13 protein-coding genes are annotated in these 15,259 nt (G+C 43.6%); 6 read left to right on the top strand and 7 right to left on the bottom strand.

Features of this window, described 5'->3' with window-relative positions:
* Nucleotides 1-306: 306 nt before the first annotated feature.
* Nucleotides 307-1,350, bottom strand: a complete 1,044-nt coding sequence (locus tag LY387_RS22080) for a porin (protein WP_234496352.1) — start codon at nt 1,348-1,350, stop codon at nt 307-309.
* A gap of 659 nt (nt 1,351-2,009) precedes the next feature.
* Here LY387_RS22080 and LY387_RS22075 point away from each other — a divergent pair.
* The 3 genes from LY387_RS22075 to LY387_RS22065 all read left to right on the top strand — a co-directional run bounded on the left by LY387_RS22075 (nt 2,010) and on the right by LY387_RS22065 (nt 5,585).
* A complete protein-coding gene (locus LY387_RS22075; RefSeq protein ID WP_234496351.1) occupies nt 2,010-3,038 on the top strand; it encodes a porin in 1,029 nt (342 codons plus the stop codon).
* 221 nt (nt 3,039-3,259) lie between these two features.
* Nucleotides 3,260-4,273: a porin gene (locus tag LY387_RS22070; protein WP_234496350.1), complete on the top strand. Its 1,014-nt coding sequence runs from the start codon at nt 3,260-3,262 to the stop codon at nt 4,271-4,273.
* A gap of 286 nt (nt 4,274-4,559) precedes the next feature.
* Complete coding sequence (locus LY387_RS22065; protein WP_234496349.1) at nt 4,560-5,585, top strand: porin; 1,026 nt, start codon at nt 4,560-4,562, stop codon at nt 5,583-5,585.
* Nucleotides 5,586-5,972: 387 nt separating this feature from the next.
* Here LY387_RS22065 and LY387_RS22060 read toward each other — a convergent pair whose 3' ends face one another.
* Both LY387_RS22060 and yfcC read right to left on the bottom strand, forming a co-directional pair.
* Nucleotides 5,973-6,962, bottom strand: a complete 990-nt coding sequence (locus tag LY387_RS22060; RefSeq protein WP_234496348.1) for a succinylglutamate desuccinylase/aspartoacylase family protein — start codon at nt 6,960-6,962, stop codon at nt 5,973-5,975.
* A 72-nt stretch (nt 6,963-7,034) separates the two neighbouring features.
* Complete coding sequence (gene yfcC / locus LY387_RS22055) at nt 7,035-8,510, bottom strand: putative basic amino acid antiporter YfcC (RefSeq protein WP_234497825.1); 1,476 nt, start codon at nt 8,508-8,510, stop codon at nt 7,035-7,037.
* A gap of 280 nt (nt 8,511-8,790) precedes the next feature.
* Between yfcC and LY387_RS22050 the strand changes: the two genes are divergently transcribed.
* Both LY387_RS22050 and LY387_RS22045 read left to right on the top strand, forming a co-directional pair.
* The gene (locus LY387_RS22050; protein ID WP_234496347.1) at nt 8,791-9,672 is read left to right on the top strand and encodes a DMT family transporter; all 882 of its coding nucleotides are present in this window, start codon (nt 8,791-8,793) and stop codon (nt 9,670-9,672) included.
* 80 nt (nt 9,673-9,752) lie between these two features.
* A complete protein-coding gene (locus LY387_RS22045; protein ID WP_234496346.1) occupies nt 9,753-10,370 on the top strand; it encodes a glutaredoxin family protein in 618 nt (205 codons plus the stop codon).
* Nucleotides 10,371-10,429: 59 nt separating this feature from the next.
* Here the strand turns inward: LY387_RS22045 and LY387_RS27205 are convergent, their stop codons facing one another.
* Nucleotides 10,430-10,564 (bottom strand): hypothetical protein, encoded by a 135-nt coding sequence (locus LY387_RS27205; RefSeq protein WP_128649903.1) that lies wholly within the window; start codon nt 10,562-10,564, stop codon nt 10,430-10,432.
* Nucleotides 10,565-10,991: 427 nt separating this feature from the next.
* On the opposite strand from LY387_RS27205, the gene LY387_RS22040 reads away from it, so the two are divergent.
* Nucleotides 10,992-11,660 (top strand): response regulator transcription factor, encoded by a 669-nt coding sequence (locus LY387_RS22040; protein ID WP_234496345.1) that lies wholly within the window; start codon nt 10,992-10,994, stop codon nt 11,658-11,660.
* Between the two features lie 43 nt (nt 11,661-11,703).
* Here LY387_RS22040 and LY387_RS22035 read toward each other — a convergent pair whose 3' ends face one another.
* The 3 genes from LY387_RS22035 to LY387_RS22025 form a co-directional block, all read right to left on the bottom strand.
* The gene (locus tag LY387_RS22035) at nt 11,704-12,600 is read right to left on the bottom strand and encodes a LysR family transcriptional regulator (RefSeq protein WP_234496344.1); all 897 of its coding nucleotides are present in this window, start codon (nt 12,598-12,600) and stop codon (nt 11,704-11,706) included.
* Nucleotides 12,593-14,029 carry a GGDEF domain-containing protein gene (locus LY387_RS22030; protein WP_234497824.1) on the bottom strand — a complete coding sequence of 479 codons (1,437 nt, stop codon included), beginning with the start codon at nt 14,027-14,029 and terminating at the stop codon, nt 12,593-12,595. Before LY387_RS22030 ends, LY387_RS22035 begins: the two co-directional genes overlap by 8 nt.
* A gap of 74 nt (nt 14,030-14,103) precedes the next feature.
* A complete protein-coding gene (locus LY387_RS22025; protein ID WP_234496343.1) occupies nt 14,104-15,000 on the bottom strand; it encodes a LysR family transcriptional regulator in 897 nt (298 codons plus the stop codon).
* Between the last annotated feature and the right edge of the window lie 259 nt (nt 15,001-15,259).

Below are 15,259 nucleotides of genomic sequence, written 5' to 3'. Positions count from 1 at the left end.
AACATGTGTTTGCGATATGGAATTACTTTAAACGGGAAGTTCCGCGATGTGACGTTAAATGAAATTAAGAATTACAAAGCCCGAAAGCAGACACACTTATTGCTTTTATTTCAGAAAGATAGCCCACAGAGCTTTAAGAAAAACAGAGTAAACCTCACCTTTTGTAAGATATTTTTATCTTTTGTGCATTTTTTCTACAAATATCATAAAAAGAAGCCATTCACCCCACCAATAAACTCAAGTTCCAGGCATAAAAAAACCCGCTCATAAGAGCGGGTTTCTCAATCAAAAGACTAACTGTTTCTATTATAGGAAGAAACGTACGCCAGCTGCGTATTGGTTGTCTTTAGCTTCTTTGTATTCGCCAGTACCTTGTAGGTCGAACTCGTAAGCTACGAATGCACGCACGCGTGGGTGGATGTCGTACTCAGCTTGGATAGCAGAAGTCGCGTAAACTGTGTCGCTCTTCTTCTCATCGCTTACTGCTTCGTAGTTAACGCTTAGGTTTAGGCTGTTAGTTAGACCGTAAGCTACGATTGCTTCGTATGCGCGAGTCTCTTCTAGAGGTAGAGAACCAGCAGAGATAGAAGCACCGTTCATGTATTCGTTCATTGCTACAACACCAGCAACGAATAGACCGTTACCGTATTGACCGTACTTAGCAGAAACAACGTGAGATTGAGCTTTCTCTGTTTGAGAGTTAACTACGATGTCACCGCCAGTGTATGCGTAGTTCACGTTGAAGTTAGCAATGTCATAGCCAAGAGCAACTTGACCACGGTCATCAGTGATGCCGAACTTGTTGCCGTCTTCGTCTAGAAGATCAGCAGAACCTTGCCAACCTAGACCAACGTTAAGTGCACCAGCGTTACCAAACTCAAAGCCTTTAGTGTAAGCAACTAGGCTGTCTGCACGACCAGTACCTAGAGCACCGTGGTTGTCGTATAGGAAGTCGTTCGCGAACGCGATTGGCATATCAGCGATACCAGCTGCTGCGTAGTATGGAGACCACTGTGTACCAGCTGCTAGACGACCGTAATCATCGTGAGAAACACCGATGTAACCAAGACGAGTAGTGAATGAGTTGTCACCACCGTTTAGCATGTTAAGCGCCCACTCACCTTTAACGTCAGCTGTGAAGCCGTTGCCTAGGTCTTGAGTTGCTTCCATGTTGATACGTGGAGATTTTTCGTCAACTGCGAAATGGCTTTCGTCACCACCTGCAACACCAACAGTCGCGTGACCGCCGATAGAGAAAGTAGAACCGTCTTTGTTGTATAGTTCAACTGCTTGTGCAGAAGTACCGAATGCTGCAGCTGCCACTGCTAGTGCGATAAATTTTTTGTTCATTGGGATTTCCATATTTCAAGTTTTTGTGTCATCGAAATCAATGACATCACGTTCACTAAGCGGTTACGTACACAGACATAACACCTATGCATGCAACCCACTGGCGTGTAACGCTGGATTAACATGACGAGAGCCACTCTAACCTCAAAGTTCCCAAAGACTTCATAAAAAGACGTAAAACATTAAAAACAGTGTTTTCTATTTTAATAAAATCAATAAAATCAAATATATACAAAAAATATAAATTTCATAAACAGTTCTAAAAAACCGTTTATATTGAGTGAAATTGAGATTTTTTGGGGTTTTTATGGTGCTTTTTACCGATTTATCGCTCAAAAAACAGCCAGTACGTAGTTCGTTACTCGTTGTTTTTTCTATCAATTGGAAATGCAGTCTAAGGAGGTGCAGTGAAGATTTTCGATGAAACCATTGCGGTTACTGAGTTGCACCGTCAGTTATATGAGTTACAGTTCTGCCAATGAGTTGAGCAATATATGAGCATTAGATCACAAAATTACAGTTTAGACGGAACTTTACACCAAACGGAGAGGAAACATTTAGAACCCGACCTATCCTTCAATTAGATCATTCGTTAGTGGTATACGAGCGATCTCGCAGTGGAAACATTGCAGTGGTTAAAATAATTAAAGGATAAAATTATGAAAATGGCAGCCATCGCTACGGCGATTACAACAGCACTCGTCTCTGGTTCAGCACTTGCAGCAGAGGTATACAATTCAGACGGTACTTCTTTAAGCGTAGGTGGTCGAGCGGAATTCCGTGGCGACTTCCAGGGCCAAGCTTCAGGCAAAGAACTTACAGGTACAATGGACAACAAATCTCGTTTCCGTCTAAACGTTGGTGGCGAAACTCAGATTACTAGCGATCTAAAAGGTATCGGTTTTTATGAAGCAGAGCAGACCGTAAATAATAGCGGCTCTAATGACCAAAACCCTAGCTTCAAGCAACGTTACATGTATGCTGGTCTCGCTACTGGTGGCAATACGGTTAGCTTTGGTAAGCAAGATGCGGCAACCGTTCAGATCTCGCAAATGTCTGATACGATCTCTACGCACAGTGGTATCCAAAAAACGTACATAGAGGCCGGTGATGAGCAAATCAACAATGCCATCAACTACGCTGGATATTTCATGGATGCCCTGTCTGTGAAAGCAAGTTTATTAGCTTCTAACAATGCAGACCAAGATGGCTATGCTCTATCTGCAATCTATAATCTACCGATCGGCTTAGGTATTGGTCTTGGTTATGCGGCAAATGAAAACGCAGGTACAAAACAAGACGGTAAACAGTTCCTCGGTGGTCTAAATTACCGATTAGACGGTCTATATCTTGGTTTAACATACACTCAAGGCGAAGGTTCTAAGAAAGCAACAGGCAACAATGACTTCAACAGTATCGAATTCGTTGGTCAATATAGATTCCAAAACAACTTTGAAGTTGTTGTTGGCTATCAAAAAGGTGAAATCGATCCAGAAGGTAGTTCTAAGTTCAGCGTGAGCGACTATGCTGAGTTGACGGGTATTTACTACTTTAATAGTGCAATTCGCGCTTATGCAACTTACAAATTTAACAACCTGAAGGCAGGCGATAGTTTATCAGACGACGATACTATTTCTGCTGTAGACGCAGACAACTCGCTACGTCTAGGTCTACGTTACGACTTCTAACGTACCAACCGAGTCTATACATAAAGGGCGAACACATTCGCCCTTTTTTACTTTCCGAAACACATATATACACTCAGATTTTGAAAATATTCAATTAAATCAGAATGTAATATAACTCACATTTATCTGTCATATTTTAATCATACCTTATTCGCATCCCAAGGAAGATGTGATGTCGCTTCAATGCATCACGTTATTCAATACTTATAAAGGTAATTAAAATGAAAAAGGCAGTTCTAGCGAGTGCAGTATTTGCAGCAATGGTATCCGGTTCAGCGATGGCAGCTGAGGTGTATAGCAAAGACGGTACAACACTAAAAATCGGTGGTCGCGCAGAGTTCCGTGGTGATTTCCAAGGCCAAGCTTCAGGTAAAGAACTTGAAGGCACAATGGACAACAAATCTCGCGTTCGTCTAAACGTAGGTGGCGAAACTCAGATCTCTGACAACCTAACTGGTTTTGGTTTCTACGAAGCAGAACAAACCGTTGGTAACTCTGCTGGTAACGACGGCAACAAAGAGTTCAAACAACGTTACATGTACGCTGGTATTGGCACACAGTTCGGTGACTTCTCTTTCGGTAAGCAAGACACTGCTAACGTTCAAGTTTCAAAAATGACGGATATTGGTACTCACACCAATACAAACAAAGACTTTATCGCAGCAGGTGATGAGCAAGTAAACAACGCGATTGTTTACACTGGCAACTTCATGGATGCGCTAACAGTTCAAGCGGATGTTGTAGCGTCTGATGCGAAAGACAACAACTCATACGGCATCTCAGGTATCTATGAGCTACCAATCGGCCTGGGCATCGGTCTTGGTTACTCTGCAGGTGATCTTGGTGAGAACGCTGGTAAATCTAATCAGTTTATTGGTGGTCTAAGCTATGCAATGGGTCCTTTCTACATCGCAGGTTCATACACGCAAGGTGACCTAGACGATAAAGCAACAGGTACTGATGGAAAAGAGTTCACTGGTACAGAGATCGCAGGTCACTATAAGTTTGATGGCGGGTTCCGTATCATTGCTGCATACGCGAAGTCTGAAGAAAAAGCTGAAAACGGCGACAAGACAAACACTAACGATTTCATCGAACTGACAGGCCGTTACGACTTCAACAAGAGCATTCGCGCTTACGCTACGTACAAGTTCAACAACTTGAAAGCAGATAGCTCAACTCTAGCTGAAGACGCAGACAACTCACTACGTCTGGGTCTACGTTACAACTTCTAAGAATTTACCCATTCTTTAACTAAGAAAATGACCAAAGCGTAATCTTTGGTCATTTTTTTATTTACCAGCCCTATATCATTCCCCAAGAGCACCCTAACCCCACACGCTAATCACCCAATAAATCAAAATTAACACCAATCAGCCTCCTCCATAACGCGTTGAAAACATAGTAAAATCTATATTTCTCTTTTCATTAAACTGAAATACTACCTTCACAATCCCCCCTTACCTTAGCCATCGACTTTGAGGCATGAACCTCATTTATGATAACTAAGGTGTTTACACAATGAAAAAAGCAGTATTAGCGAGTGCAGTAGTATCAGCGTTGATGTCAGGTATTGTTGGCGCAGCAGAAGTTTACAGCAATGATGGTACTTCTCTAGAGGTTGGCGGTCGTATGGAGTTTCGTGGTGACTTTGGCGGGGCAGATGACGGTACTAAGATTGACGGCACAATGAAAAACAAGAGCCGTGCACGTCTAAGCATCCAAGGTAAGACTCAAATTAGCGACAACCTAACTGGTTTCGGTAAGTATGAAGCAGAACACGGCGTTCCAGATTCAGCAGGTAAAGACAACAAGTCTGATTTTAAACAGCGCTACATGTTCGCAGGTCTTGGCACTCAATATGGTGCTGTGTCATTCGGTAAGCAAGATACGGCCGGCGTTATCATTTCTCAAATGTCTGACAATGGTCAAATCTACACAGGTATTCAAAAAGAGTTCATCAACGCGGGTAACGAGCAAGTCAACAACACTGTGAAGTACTCTGCTGAATTCATGGATGCCCTAACTATCGAAGCATCTGCAATCCTAGCTTCTGGCAAAAACGAAGATGGTGCGGGTATCGCAGCGAAATACCAAATGCCGTTTGGTCTGTCTGTCGGTCTTGGTTATGCACAAAATGGTAATGGTCAAACAAACGGTATCGACGAAGGCAACGCAAAACAAACAATTGCAGGCCTTGGCTACAACATCGGCGGACTAGAGCTTGGCGCTACCTATACTCAAGGTAAGCTAGATGACAAGAAAGGTACTGACTTTAAAGGTGCTGAGCTTTCAGCAGCTTACAAAATCACAGGCGGCTTCTCGGTTCTTGCGGCTTACCAGAACACAGAAAAAGACTCCGTTGACGCAAACAGTGGCAAAGAAAAAACCAATTTCTATGAGCTGACAGGTCAATACAAGTTCAACAGCAACCTACGCACTTACCTTGCATTTAAGCTCAACAACCTCAAGAAAGGCGAATCAAGTAAACTTACTGCGGTAGATGCTGAAGATTCAATGCGTCTAGGTGTTCGCTACGATTTCTAATCGCTTGTAAACAGAGCTATTCAACCACTGCCAACTTGTTACGTAGCTTCGTATTTAAAGGCTGAGTTATTGACTCAGCCTTCCCCATCTTAGTGCAATTGCACCACTTCTACTGAAACTTACCTTACCACTTAATCTTCCAAATTTAATATTAACTATAAATATCAACAATTTAGTTTCAATGTAACTTTTGGCACGAGTACTGCTTTAGTAGTAGGGACAAATGCTGGCAGCATTTGCACTTATCGGTCTCGGTGTCTGTTGAGTTATTTTTTTAGAGGGAGAAGATAACGCAGTAGATGCTATCTAGGCAGAAGAGGCTTAATAAGTGGTCACTATTTTGCCTCCCCTTATGCTAATACGGGGGAGGCTTTTTTTATCCCTTTTTTATCGGATTAGGCGAACAACCAGCGCACCCGGATCTCTCAAACTATCAACGTTATAGCTCAGAACCGTACCTGAATGCGGAGCATGATAGCTATCTATCTGCATACCAAACGCGTCAAACTGTTTCGCAAGCAACTCCCCTTCTTCAACAGACTGTAGCAAGCTTACTTCTGGGATGACAAATCCACCTTGACGAGCTCTTACCGTGGTAATGCTCTGCCCTTCCAGCTGACATGGTTCAACCACTTTGACTGCTCCATCGAGCATTTCATTATTGATGAGAATTTGCTGAACGCCAGTCACCGTGCGTTCAATCAACTCTGGCTGGGTGATTTTGCCCATCCCGACCTCAATAGTAATGCTTGGAATGCCTGAGCTGTTCCATACCGTCTCTAGTACGCCAGCATCACCGGGATCATTCAAGATCACATCGGGCTCAATGAGACGAGCCATCTCAAGGGCCTTGTCCAATCGAAAGTCTGCAAACACATACAGCGGATACGTTGAACCTCGAGTTTGCGTGTGCAAGTCGACAGCAAAATCAGCATTAGGCTTAAGTAAATGATTCCAAAGGCGATAAAGATAGCGGTTTGCAGCATCGCCCTCTTCGTTACCAGGGAAGAAGCGGTTCAAGTTTGCTGGCGATGCGTCTGGATCCGATGAGTTAAAGTCCCGACTGTGATTCAAAATACCAGGGATGTTGACCGATGGCACGATCGTCACTATACCTGCACTCACTTTATTCTCAAGCGTTCGCGCGAGTTTATGAGCTGTCAATATGCCGTTAAGCTCATCGCCATGAACACCTGCAGTAATCATGACTTTAGGGCCCGGCTTTTCAGCTTTGATTGTTATCACTGGCAATTGGATATTCACGCCCATCGCGTTCGTTGAAGCTTGAAACCAAAATCGGTGAACGCCCGCAGCGAGTGAATCGACGTCAAGAGCAGTAATCGTAGAGTACTCTGATTGAAGTTGTTGTTGAGTCATTGAATTGCCTATAAAAATAAAGCGGGACTATGCCCGCTTTTAGTATCAATCAAGTTTATATTGCGTCCGATGTTACGCGAATCCTGCGAGGTGCGCGCCAATGACCACAAAACTTGCTAAAACGAATAACAGCAGTATAAAGCGCCAGCAGAATTTTGCCCAGTCACCCCAATCGATACGGCAGACACCGAGAGTTGCCATGAGCGATGCTGAAGTTGGTACAATAACGTTAGTGAAGCCATCTCCTAGTTGGAACGCCAACACTGCTACTTGGCGTGTTACGCCTGCGATGTCAGCAAGTGGCGCAAGCAACGGCATCGTCAACGCAGCCTGACCAGAGCCAGAGGTCACAAAGAAGTTAAAAATTGATTGGAAAGCGAACATTAGCCACGCAGCAGCCACATCAGGAAGACCACTGATCATGCCGCCAGCGCTGTTTAGAATTGAGTTCAATACGCTCGATTCATCCGTTGTACCACCACCGAGAATCAGCAAGACACCCTTAGCACAACCAACCAATAACGCAGGCGCTAGCATGATAGAAGCACCTTCTTTAAATGCATCAGCCATGTCGTTTAGCGTCATACCATTTAGACGGAAAATCACACCAATAAGCCCCGCAACAAAGCCCATAGTGAAGAACTGAGACGCGATTTCTGGAATGTACCACGCGTGAGCCACTACACCCCAGACTACCCAGATAGTCGTTACAACGACAGTGAACAGAACTAAAGTGTCACCAAGGTTCCAGCGAGATTCTTGTACCGTATCCGCTTGCTTTCTAAAGTACCCGTCCGTGCGGTGGCTGTATGACAGCTCTGGATTCGCCTTGACACGAGAGGCGTACACCATAGTGAAAACAATACCGATGATCGTAAACGCTGCCCACATCACCATACGCATAGTCATACCTGATAGCACTGGGATGCCAGCGATACCTTGAGCGACGGCTACTGAGAATGGATTCATCCACGAAGTAGCAAAACCGATTTGAGTCGCTACGTAGGTGACCATTACCGTCGTAATGCCATCATAGCCAAGCCTAACCATTAATGGCGCAATGATAATGGCGAAAGCAACCGCTTCTTCACCCATACCAAATACCGCACCACCGAGGGAGAACAAACTGAACAAAACTGGAATAAACAGCGCTTCGCTGCCTTTAGTTTTGTCGATAAGTCTTAGGATACCGTTATCAATAGTACCAGTGCGCATTACAATGCCAAATGCACCACCAATAACCAGCATGAACATAATGACACCAATCGCTGAACCCCACTTAGAGCCAGAAACCAGACCTTCAAACGCGAAGTTCATAAGACCAATGCCGCCACCTGATGCAAACAAGCCTACTGACTTGTATACCAGATCGCCATTTTCATCGGTTGCATACTCAAAAGAGTGCGGATCAATTACCGTACGAGACTTCTCTGCACCATCCACCAAGTAGGTCACTTCTTGACTGTCGAAATGACCAGCTGGAATAAAATAGGTCAACAACGTTGCTAGGATGCCAACGATAAAGATTAGGATAAGAGTATCCGGCATCTGCCAGGTTTTGGTTCCTGACGACGCGCTTGAATGCGCTTCAGTGTGAGTGTTCATAATTATGTTTTAGTTAAGCATAAAATTTGGCATAAATATGCTTTAACCAGCATAAAAAATCAATAAGCAACTGACTAGCATTTGAACATTTGGAGGATAAATTGATCTAAAGCAGCGAATATCAGTGTGTACTTCAACTGAGTACCTCAGCTCGCTCGCTTGGTGGTGTTAAACATTCGTAGTAACATGCGCAAAAACTAAGAATGCAATCTAAAGCCAACTTATGAGTTCAAACCACCAACCTATTCGCGGAGCAGTATGGATGCTAGCGGCTGGGGCGTCATTCGCGCTTGTAAATAACATTGCGCAAGTGGTCAGTATTAATCATCAAATGCCGTCTACTATGGTCGCACTGATTCAGTACGCAATAGCGCTCGTCGTGATACTGCCTTACCTCAGTTCGCTTGGGTTAAGACATTCACTAAAGACACAACATTTCTCTAAACACCTTTTTCGAGTCTTTCTCTCTGTCATTGGTATTCAGCTATGGATGTGGGCGCTTGCCTATCCCGTGCCTATTTGGCAAGGAATCGCCTTGCTAATGACATCACCTTTATTTGCAACCCTCGGTTCAGGGCTATTGCTTAAAGAGAATGTTGGTCCTGCTCGCTGGTTAGCCACTTTGTTTGGCTTTGTCGGAGCAATGATCATACTCGAACCTTGGGCGGATGATTTTAGCTGGGCAACTCTGCTGCCAGTCGGTGCTGCTTTCTTTTGGGCGTGCTACTCTTTGATGGTGAAACACTTGTCTTCGGAAGATTCACCTTCAACCATGGTGGTCTACCTACTGCTTTTGATCACGCCATTTAACTTATTTCTAGCCGTACCCGAGTGGTCTTTGCCTAGCTCAGCTTGGGTATGGACGCTTTTAATAGGCGCAGGTGCGCTCACAGCGTTGGCACAGTGGGCAATTGTAAAAGCCTACTCCGTCGCTGATGCTTCATTCGTACAACCATTTGACCATGCCAAACTGCCTATGAATGTGCTCGCTGGATGGATTGTATTTGGCTGGGCACCACCGGGACGCCTATGGTTGGGTGCTGCAATCATTATTGCTTCTGTCGCGTTCATTACCCACTGGGAAACGTCTAAACGAGCAAAGTAAAAAATATTTTGCTCTGAATGAAATGAAAACCCGTAACCAAGGTTCTACTCTATAAATGGATGAATTAAGAGGCGAATAACATGGCACAACCAATCAAACTCACTCTATATCGTTGGGCAGGCAGTTGGGGACCATTCAAGGTCAACATTCCGTGTGGTGAATGTACGCTCACAAAAGACATCCTAACGGATACCTTTGCTAACGAGCTGGACGGTATTCCTATTGAGCTTGAAGTGAAAGATTGGCTGTCTCACTGGTGGGAGCCTCTTAAAGCAGGATCATGGCACGCTCCAATACTGATGGTTGAAGGTAAAGTCGTCAGTCAGGGAGAAGCCTTAAACCGCGGTGTTCTCGTGCAGTCTGTGATTCAGGAGTGGACCAAGCGCGATACCTTACAAGGTAACATTGTCTACGGTAAGGCGACCTGCCCTTATTGCGTGAAAGCCAAGAAGATGCTTGATGAAGCAGGTATCCCATACACCTATTCCGATGTCGTCAAAGACAGTGCCGCTTTGTATCGTATGATTCCTGAGGTGAAAGCACATATTGGCTTGAAGACGCCAGTGACAGTGCCGCAGATCTGGTTGGAAGGGGAATATATTGGTGGTGCGGACAATCTAGAGAAGTGGTTGAAGGATCGCAGCCACGCTCAAACGCCAGACAATGTTGTCGATTTTGGGGAGAAGAATGCTTCTTAACGCTTTGAAGATACAAACAAAAAGCCCGCAATGTTAATTGCGGGCTTTTTTTGAATCCATTACTTTGCCAATTTCTTCATCATTCGCTTAACGAACGACTTTTTCTTTGGCGTCGGCTTTCCATACATCATGTCATCGATCATTTTCTTTGCTGCTAGTTGACCAATATACGCAGAACCTAGTTCATAACTCATGATTGTTTCCCGATTAAAATGTAATTAACTTTCATCTGAGTGTAATTTTATACCTAACCAAGAAAAAAACAAGACTCAAATCACACTTTTTTGTGGTTATCTTTCAAAAATAGTTCCCACCCCAACGCGTATCTTGATAGCTCTTGACCTAATTCTGTCAATCAATCTTTCAACTCATCACGATAGAAAACTGGAATTGTCGTCAACCAACATTCTGATCTTTAATACCCAAAAGAGGATTCTGACACTATTCCATTTTGGAATTTCCGTCTTTCCACACTTTCAACCGAATGTTTCCTATACTTCGGGCACAGATAATTTGAGCCTTGAATTAATTGAGTCAGTGATATGACGCTTACAAGCAATGTGGATGCGCCCTTCTAGTCGCTCATTTTTTGTTATTCACTTGTTTTGCAAGGTTAAGTTAATGCTCTATCCAAACAGCAAAGATTGTCTCATCGTTGATAACTACCCAATCGTTAGGGAGTCTATCGCTAAGATTGTCACCAGTATCGATGACATGAACTTAGTGCACCAAACTGCCAGCATTCAGACTGCTCTAAATCTGGTGAAAACGGGTAATATCGAACTGATCATTCTAGATGTGAACCTAGCAGAGGCTGACGGGTTTGAACTTATGCGTCGTGCCTATGCTGCAGGTTATAAGGGAAAAGCGATATTCGTGTCCAGTTACGGCTACCCGGTATATTCCGAAACCGCTTATAAACTTGGCGCTAACGGCTATATTAGCAAGTCAGAAGACACTGCGCTCATTCGCGATGCGATTGCGGGAGTCATGCGTGGCTACAATCTGTTTAAAACAGATTACAAGCAACGCAGCCGCAATATTGTGTTATCACAACGTGAAACCGTGGTGTTTAACTACCTCAAAAAAGGTTACACCAATAAACAGATCTCTGAGTTTCTATCATTGAGTGCGAAAACCATCAGTACGTATAAGTCACGTATTCTCGACAAGTACGAAGCGAACTCAATTGTAGAGTTATTGCATACTCAAGATGTTGTTCAAACGCAGCCTGACGCACCTATTGCTAACTTGGCACCTATGGTTGAAGCGCCAGTCGCTATGGCCTAACCTTTCTATTTTTCTTTATCATTCGGGCAAGGAAGCCCGAACCTCAGGCGATGCCATCAAGTATTGCTTGCTTAATTATGGTGTGAAGTTTTTGATGTAAAGGGTTTTGCCTATTACTCTGCTTGATACAAGTAACGAGAGGTGTATAAGTTTGCATATGCTCAGGGAAAGGCAAATATCGATACTCACCATTCTCTTTTACTAGGTGTTTCCCTAAAACCACCGACGTATTACCTTTGGTAACCATCTTTAACGCCAACGACAAGCTATCCATTTTTGTTTGATAATCAAAAGCAAGATCATATTCCGCCATCTGTCTGATCAAACGATGGTTAGTCTCATTCCAACCGCGAATTTCAAAATGAATACACGGGTACTCAAATACATCTTGCCATTGATGAATATCACTTTGAGCACCAACAATGGCACCAATCTCGACATTGATTATCGAATTCTGATAGAGAGATTTTGAGCAGTCCTCATTAAACATCTGTACGCCAATCTGCACACTCCCATCGAGTATCAATTGGTATGTATCACGACGCCAAGTCGTTATATGAATCATCGAGTTTTGAAAAACGGATTTAAGCGCCAAAAGAATGTTACTTCCATGGCGCTCTACCGTTATATTGTCTAGTGCCACTGCTATTGGCTGATCATAGGTTAGCTCATCGAAAATGGGGCCCTGTTTCAGTGCCGTCTCTACTGAACGCAAACCGCGCTGAATACCTGGCATGACTCGCTCTAGGTAATGTGTCGGCTCTAGACCATCGCTACGGCGAACAAATAGAGGATCCCCCAGTTGCTCACGCAATTTTGCTAAATGTTTGCTCACAGCACTTTCGGTTTTACCCAGTTGAGCCGCAGCAATGGTTAGACTGCGGTACTCGTAAATAAGAACTAGTACTTTTAATAAGTTATAATCACGTTCTTTATGCATTTTTGGACTCCGACTTTAACAGTAACCGCGCTTTTCTCCGTTTATCTCGGTACAACAAGTTATCTGCTCTTTTGATGGCGGCATCCAACGATTCTCCCCGCAGCACCTCTGTTACTCCAAAGCTGATGCTGATAGTTAATGCCATATCGCCAAAAGAGTGATTTTGAATATCGTTAGCGAACCGTTCTGCAAGTATTTCCGCTGTCTTGCCCGTACACCCAGGCAATAGCACTAAAAACTCATCGCCTCCACTTCTTACTAAGTAGTCACTCTCTCTGAAGTTCATTACCATTCTATTGGCGATATGAACTATCGCTTGATCCCCAGCATGATGACCATGTGTATCGTTTATCGGTTTAAGTCCATCACCATCGATCACTATCACAGAGAGCCCTTGTTTCTCTATCGCATATTTGAGGGCGCTATCTTTAAGGATGGCTCGATTATACAAGCCTGTAAGCTCATCTTTGCTGATCGCTATTTCTGCCAATTCGAGCTTTTCACGCTTTACTCTTAGCTCTTCGAGCTTAAGCAAGATGTAAAACACCACCAAGATAAGGCAAATAAGCCACCAGCTTGTATCAATGATCAACTTGCTATAGGGAATTCGATAAACAAACTCGAGGTTGTCATCTATATCAAACTGCACGGAGAAGGCCGATTCATAGAATGGGTAACGAAGATTTTCTATGATAACTTGCCTTTTCTCATCCGTTCGCGTTGAGATAAAGTCCTTGTTGTTGAGGAAAGGGAAATAGCTTAGATAAATATCAACATTCACATCACCAACCATCACTTCTCCGTCATAGACAGGCGTCGACAACGTAATGGTTTGTTGCTTCGTAATCGTGTCAAGGTAGATATCAGACGCGATAAGTCGATTGGCTAGGTCTTCGGCAGGCATATAGAATGCACAATTTCGAGTCGCGACACACGCCTTCTTGGAGAATGCCTCTTTCACCTCTTGGGGCGACATGGCGAAGTCTTTGGAGGAGAGTAGTTTTTTGCCCTCGTAAGATCGGTAATACAGTGCGTGAGAATTGTCATTGGTTATCGCAGGCATACTGTTAAACATTTTCTCAGCTGTCGCACCCACGACTTTTTCATTGTGCGTTAACGTCCGATCATAGTGGTAATAATATATTTGACCACGCTTGAACTCCTCTACGTCGATCGTTTTCCCTTTATTGGCCTCTACTTGAGCTTCAAACAAAACGCCAATGAGATACAGTGTCGATTTATAGTCCTGAATAGATTTTGTCAGCAAGCGGAACTGAGCTTCCTCATTATTGATAAGCTTATCTTTGCTATGGTAAACCCCCACTCCATAGAGTAAAACCGACAGAAGCACGGATTTAAGCAGAATTAAGGTGTATTTTTTAGCGTGTGCTTGCATGCAGAAAGTATGGACCAATAGTGAAGTTAACACTTTCAATTATCAGACAATAGTCTTTTATAATCAATAACACACCTTAGAGTAGCTCTTATGCAAGAGGTTTGGTTCTATGTATCTTTAAAGGCTTCGATAAGATGGTTCACACAGGCTCGGATCCGATTAGGCTGAAATCTATCTTTATGATAGATGAGAGAAAGTGGTACATCTCGTATACGCCAATCCTCAAACACTGGCACAAGTACACCTTGTCGAATCTCTTCTTCACAGTACACGGCTGGAACTCTAATTAACCCCACACCTTGTTTTGCTGCATTTACCAATACCCGACCATTTTTACAGCTCAGAGCGCTTTCAATAGGTACTTCGATAGATTCGGCGGTGTGAATATGCTCAAAATGCCACTTTTTCACCGACCCTGTAATACACTTATGCTCTTTTAGCTGTTTTGGATGTGTCAGTGCTGGGTTGTTTGCTAGGTATACTGGACTTGCTAGGGTTTGCATCTCGATAGTCGTCAAACGTCTGGCTACATAGCTCGCATCGGCAAGATCGCCCATACGAATGGCGAGATCAAACTCTTCTTCCAGTAAATCAACACGATGGCTGGAAAAATCTAATTCTATAGTGACATCAGGATACGCATTTAGAAACTGAGCGACAGCCACAGCGACCACTTCTTCTCCTAAGTAGCCTCCAACACAGTTGATCTTGATATTGCCACGAATCGTCTCAGTATCATCGACTGCGGTATGTACTGCTTTATCTATCGTATGCAAAGCTTGATCGCAGGACGACAAAAAGCTCAATCCAGCATCAGTGAGCTTCATCGAACGTGTGGTGCGAATGATTAAACTGACGCCCATTTGTTTTTCAAGTGACTGAATTTGACGAGAAACGTGGGAACGAGAAACACCAAGAGCCTCAGCAGCCTTAGTAAAGTTACCCATGTTTGCCACAAGAACAAAAGCACGAATATCAAGCAGATTTATAGAAGAGTGATACATAGGTTGCGCGCGTATTGAGTATATTTCTATATTGTGTTCGCTGATGGGCAAATTGCAACTATTGTTAGCCTAAACAACGCACTTCTCAATTTTCAGTCAGTGCTACAAGAAACTAGAAGCAATTAAATGTCCACTTTGGCCGCCAACCACCTCAAACCATTAAAAATAGAGCTCAGCCTCACTCAAGCCCACATGTGAGCCAGTTAAAATATTCAAACCATAAAATAATAACAATATTAACAACTGGAAATACATCATT

The sequence above is a fragment of the Vibrio maritimus genome, from assembly GCF_021441885.1.
GTDB lineage: Bacteria > Pseudomonadota > Gammaproteobacteria > Enterobacterales > Vibrionaceae > Vibrio > Vibrio maritimus_B.
Note: the sequence above shows the minus strand (reverse complement) of the source record. Positions and strands in the feature narration are given on the sequence as shown.

Bases quoted from the DNA above. Each gene is read 5' to 3' on its own strand.
- LY387_RS22045 (WP_234496346.1), top strand. From the start codon at position 9,753: ATGGCACAACCAATCAAACTCACTCTATATCGTTGGGCAGGCAGTTGG.
- LY387_RS22060 (WP_234496348.1), bottom strand. From the start codon at position 6,962: ATGACTCAACAACAACTTCAATCAGAGTACTCTACGATTACTGCTCTT.
- LY387_RS22080 (WP_234496352.1), bottom strand. From the start codon at position 1,350: ATGAACAAAAAATTTATCGCACTAGCAGTGGCAGCTGCAGCATTCGGT.
- LY387_RS22050 (WP_234496347.1), top strand. From the start codon at position 8,791: ATGAGTTCAAACCACCAACCTATTCGCGGAGCAGTATGGATGCTAGCG.
- LY387_RS27205 (WP_128649903.1), bottom strand. From the start codon at position 10,564: ATGAGTTATGAACTAGGTTCTGCGTATATTGGTCAACTAGCAGCAAAG.
- LY387_RS22070 (WP_234496350.1), top strand. From the start codon at position 3,260: ATGAAAAAGGCAGTTCTAGCGAGTGCAGTATTTGCAGCAATGGTATCC.
- LY387_RS22075 (WP_234496351.1), top strand. From the start codon at position 2,010: ATGAAAATGGCAGCCATCGCTACGGCGATTACAACAGCACTCGTCTCT.
- LY387_RS22025 (WP_234496343.1), bottom strand. From the start codon at position 15,000: ATGTATCACTCTTCTATAAATCTGCTTGATATTCGTGCTTTTGTTCTT.
- LY387_RS22035 (WP_234496344.1), bottom strand. From the start codon at position 12,600: ATGCATAAAGAACGTGATTATAACTTATTAAAAGTACTAGTTCTTATT.
- LY387_RS22065 (WP_234496349.1), top strand. From the start codon at position 4,560: ATGAAAAAAGCAGTATTAGCGAGTGCAGTAGTATCAGCGTTGATGTCA.
- LY387_RS22040 (WP_234496345.1), top strand. From the start codon at position 10,992: ATGCTCTATCCAAACAGCAAAGATTGTCTCATCGTTGATAACTACCCA.
- yfcC (WP_234497825.1), bottom strand. From the start codon at position 8,510: ATGCCGGATACTCTTATCCTAATCTTTATCGTTGGCATCCTAGCAACG.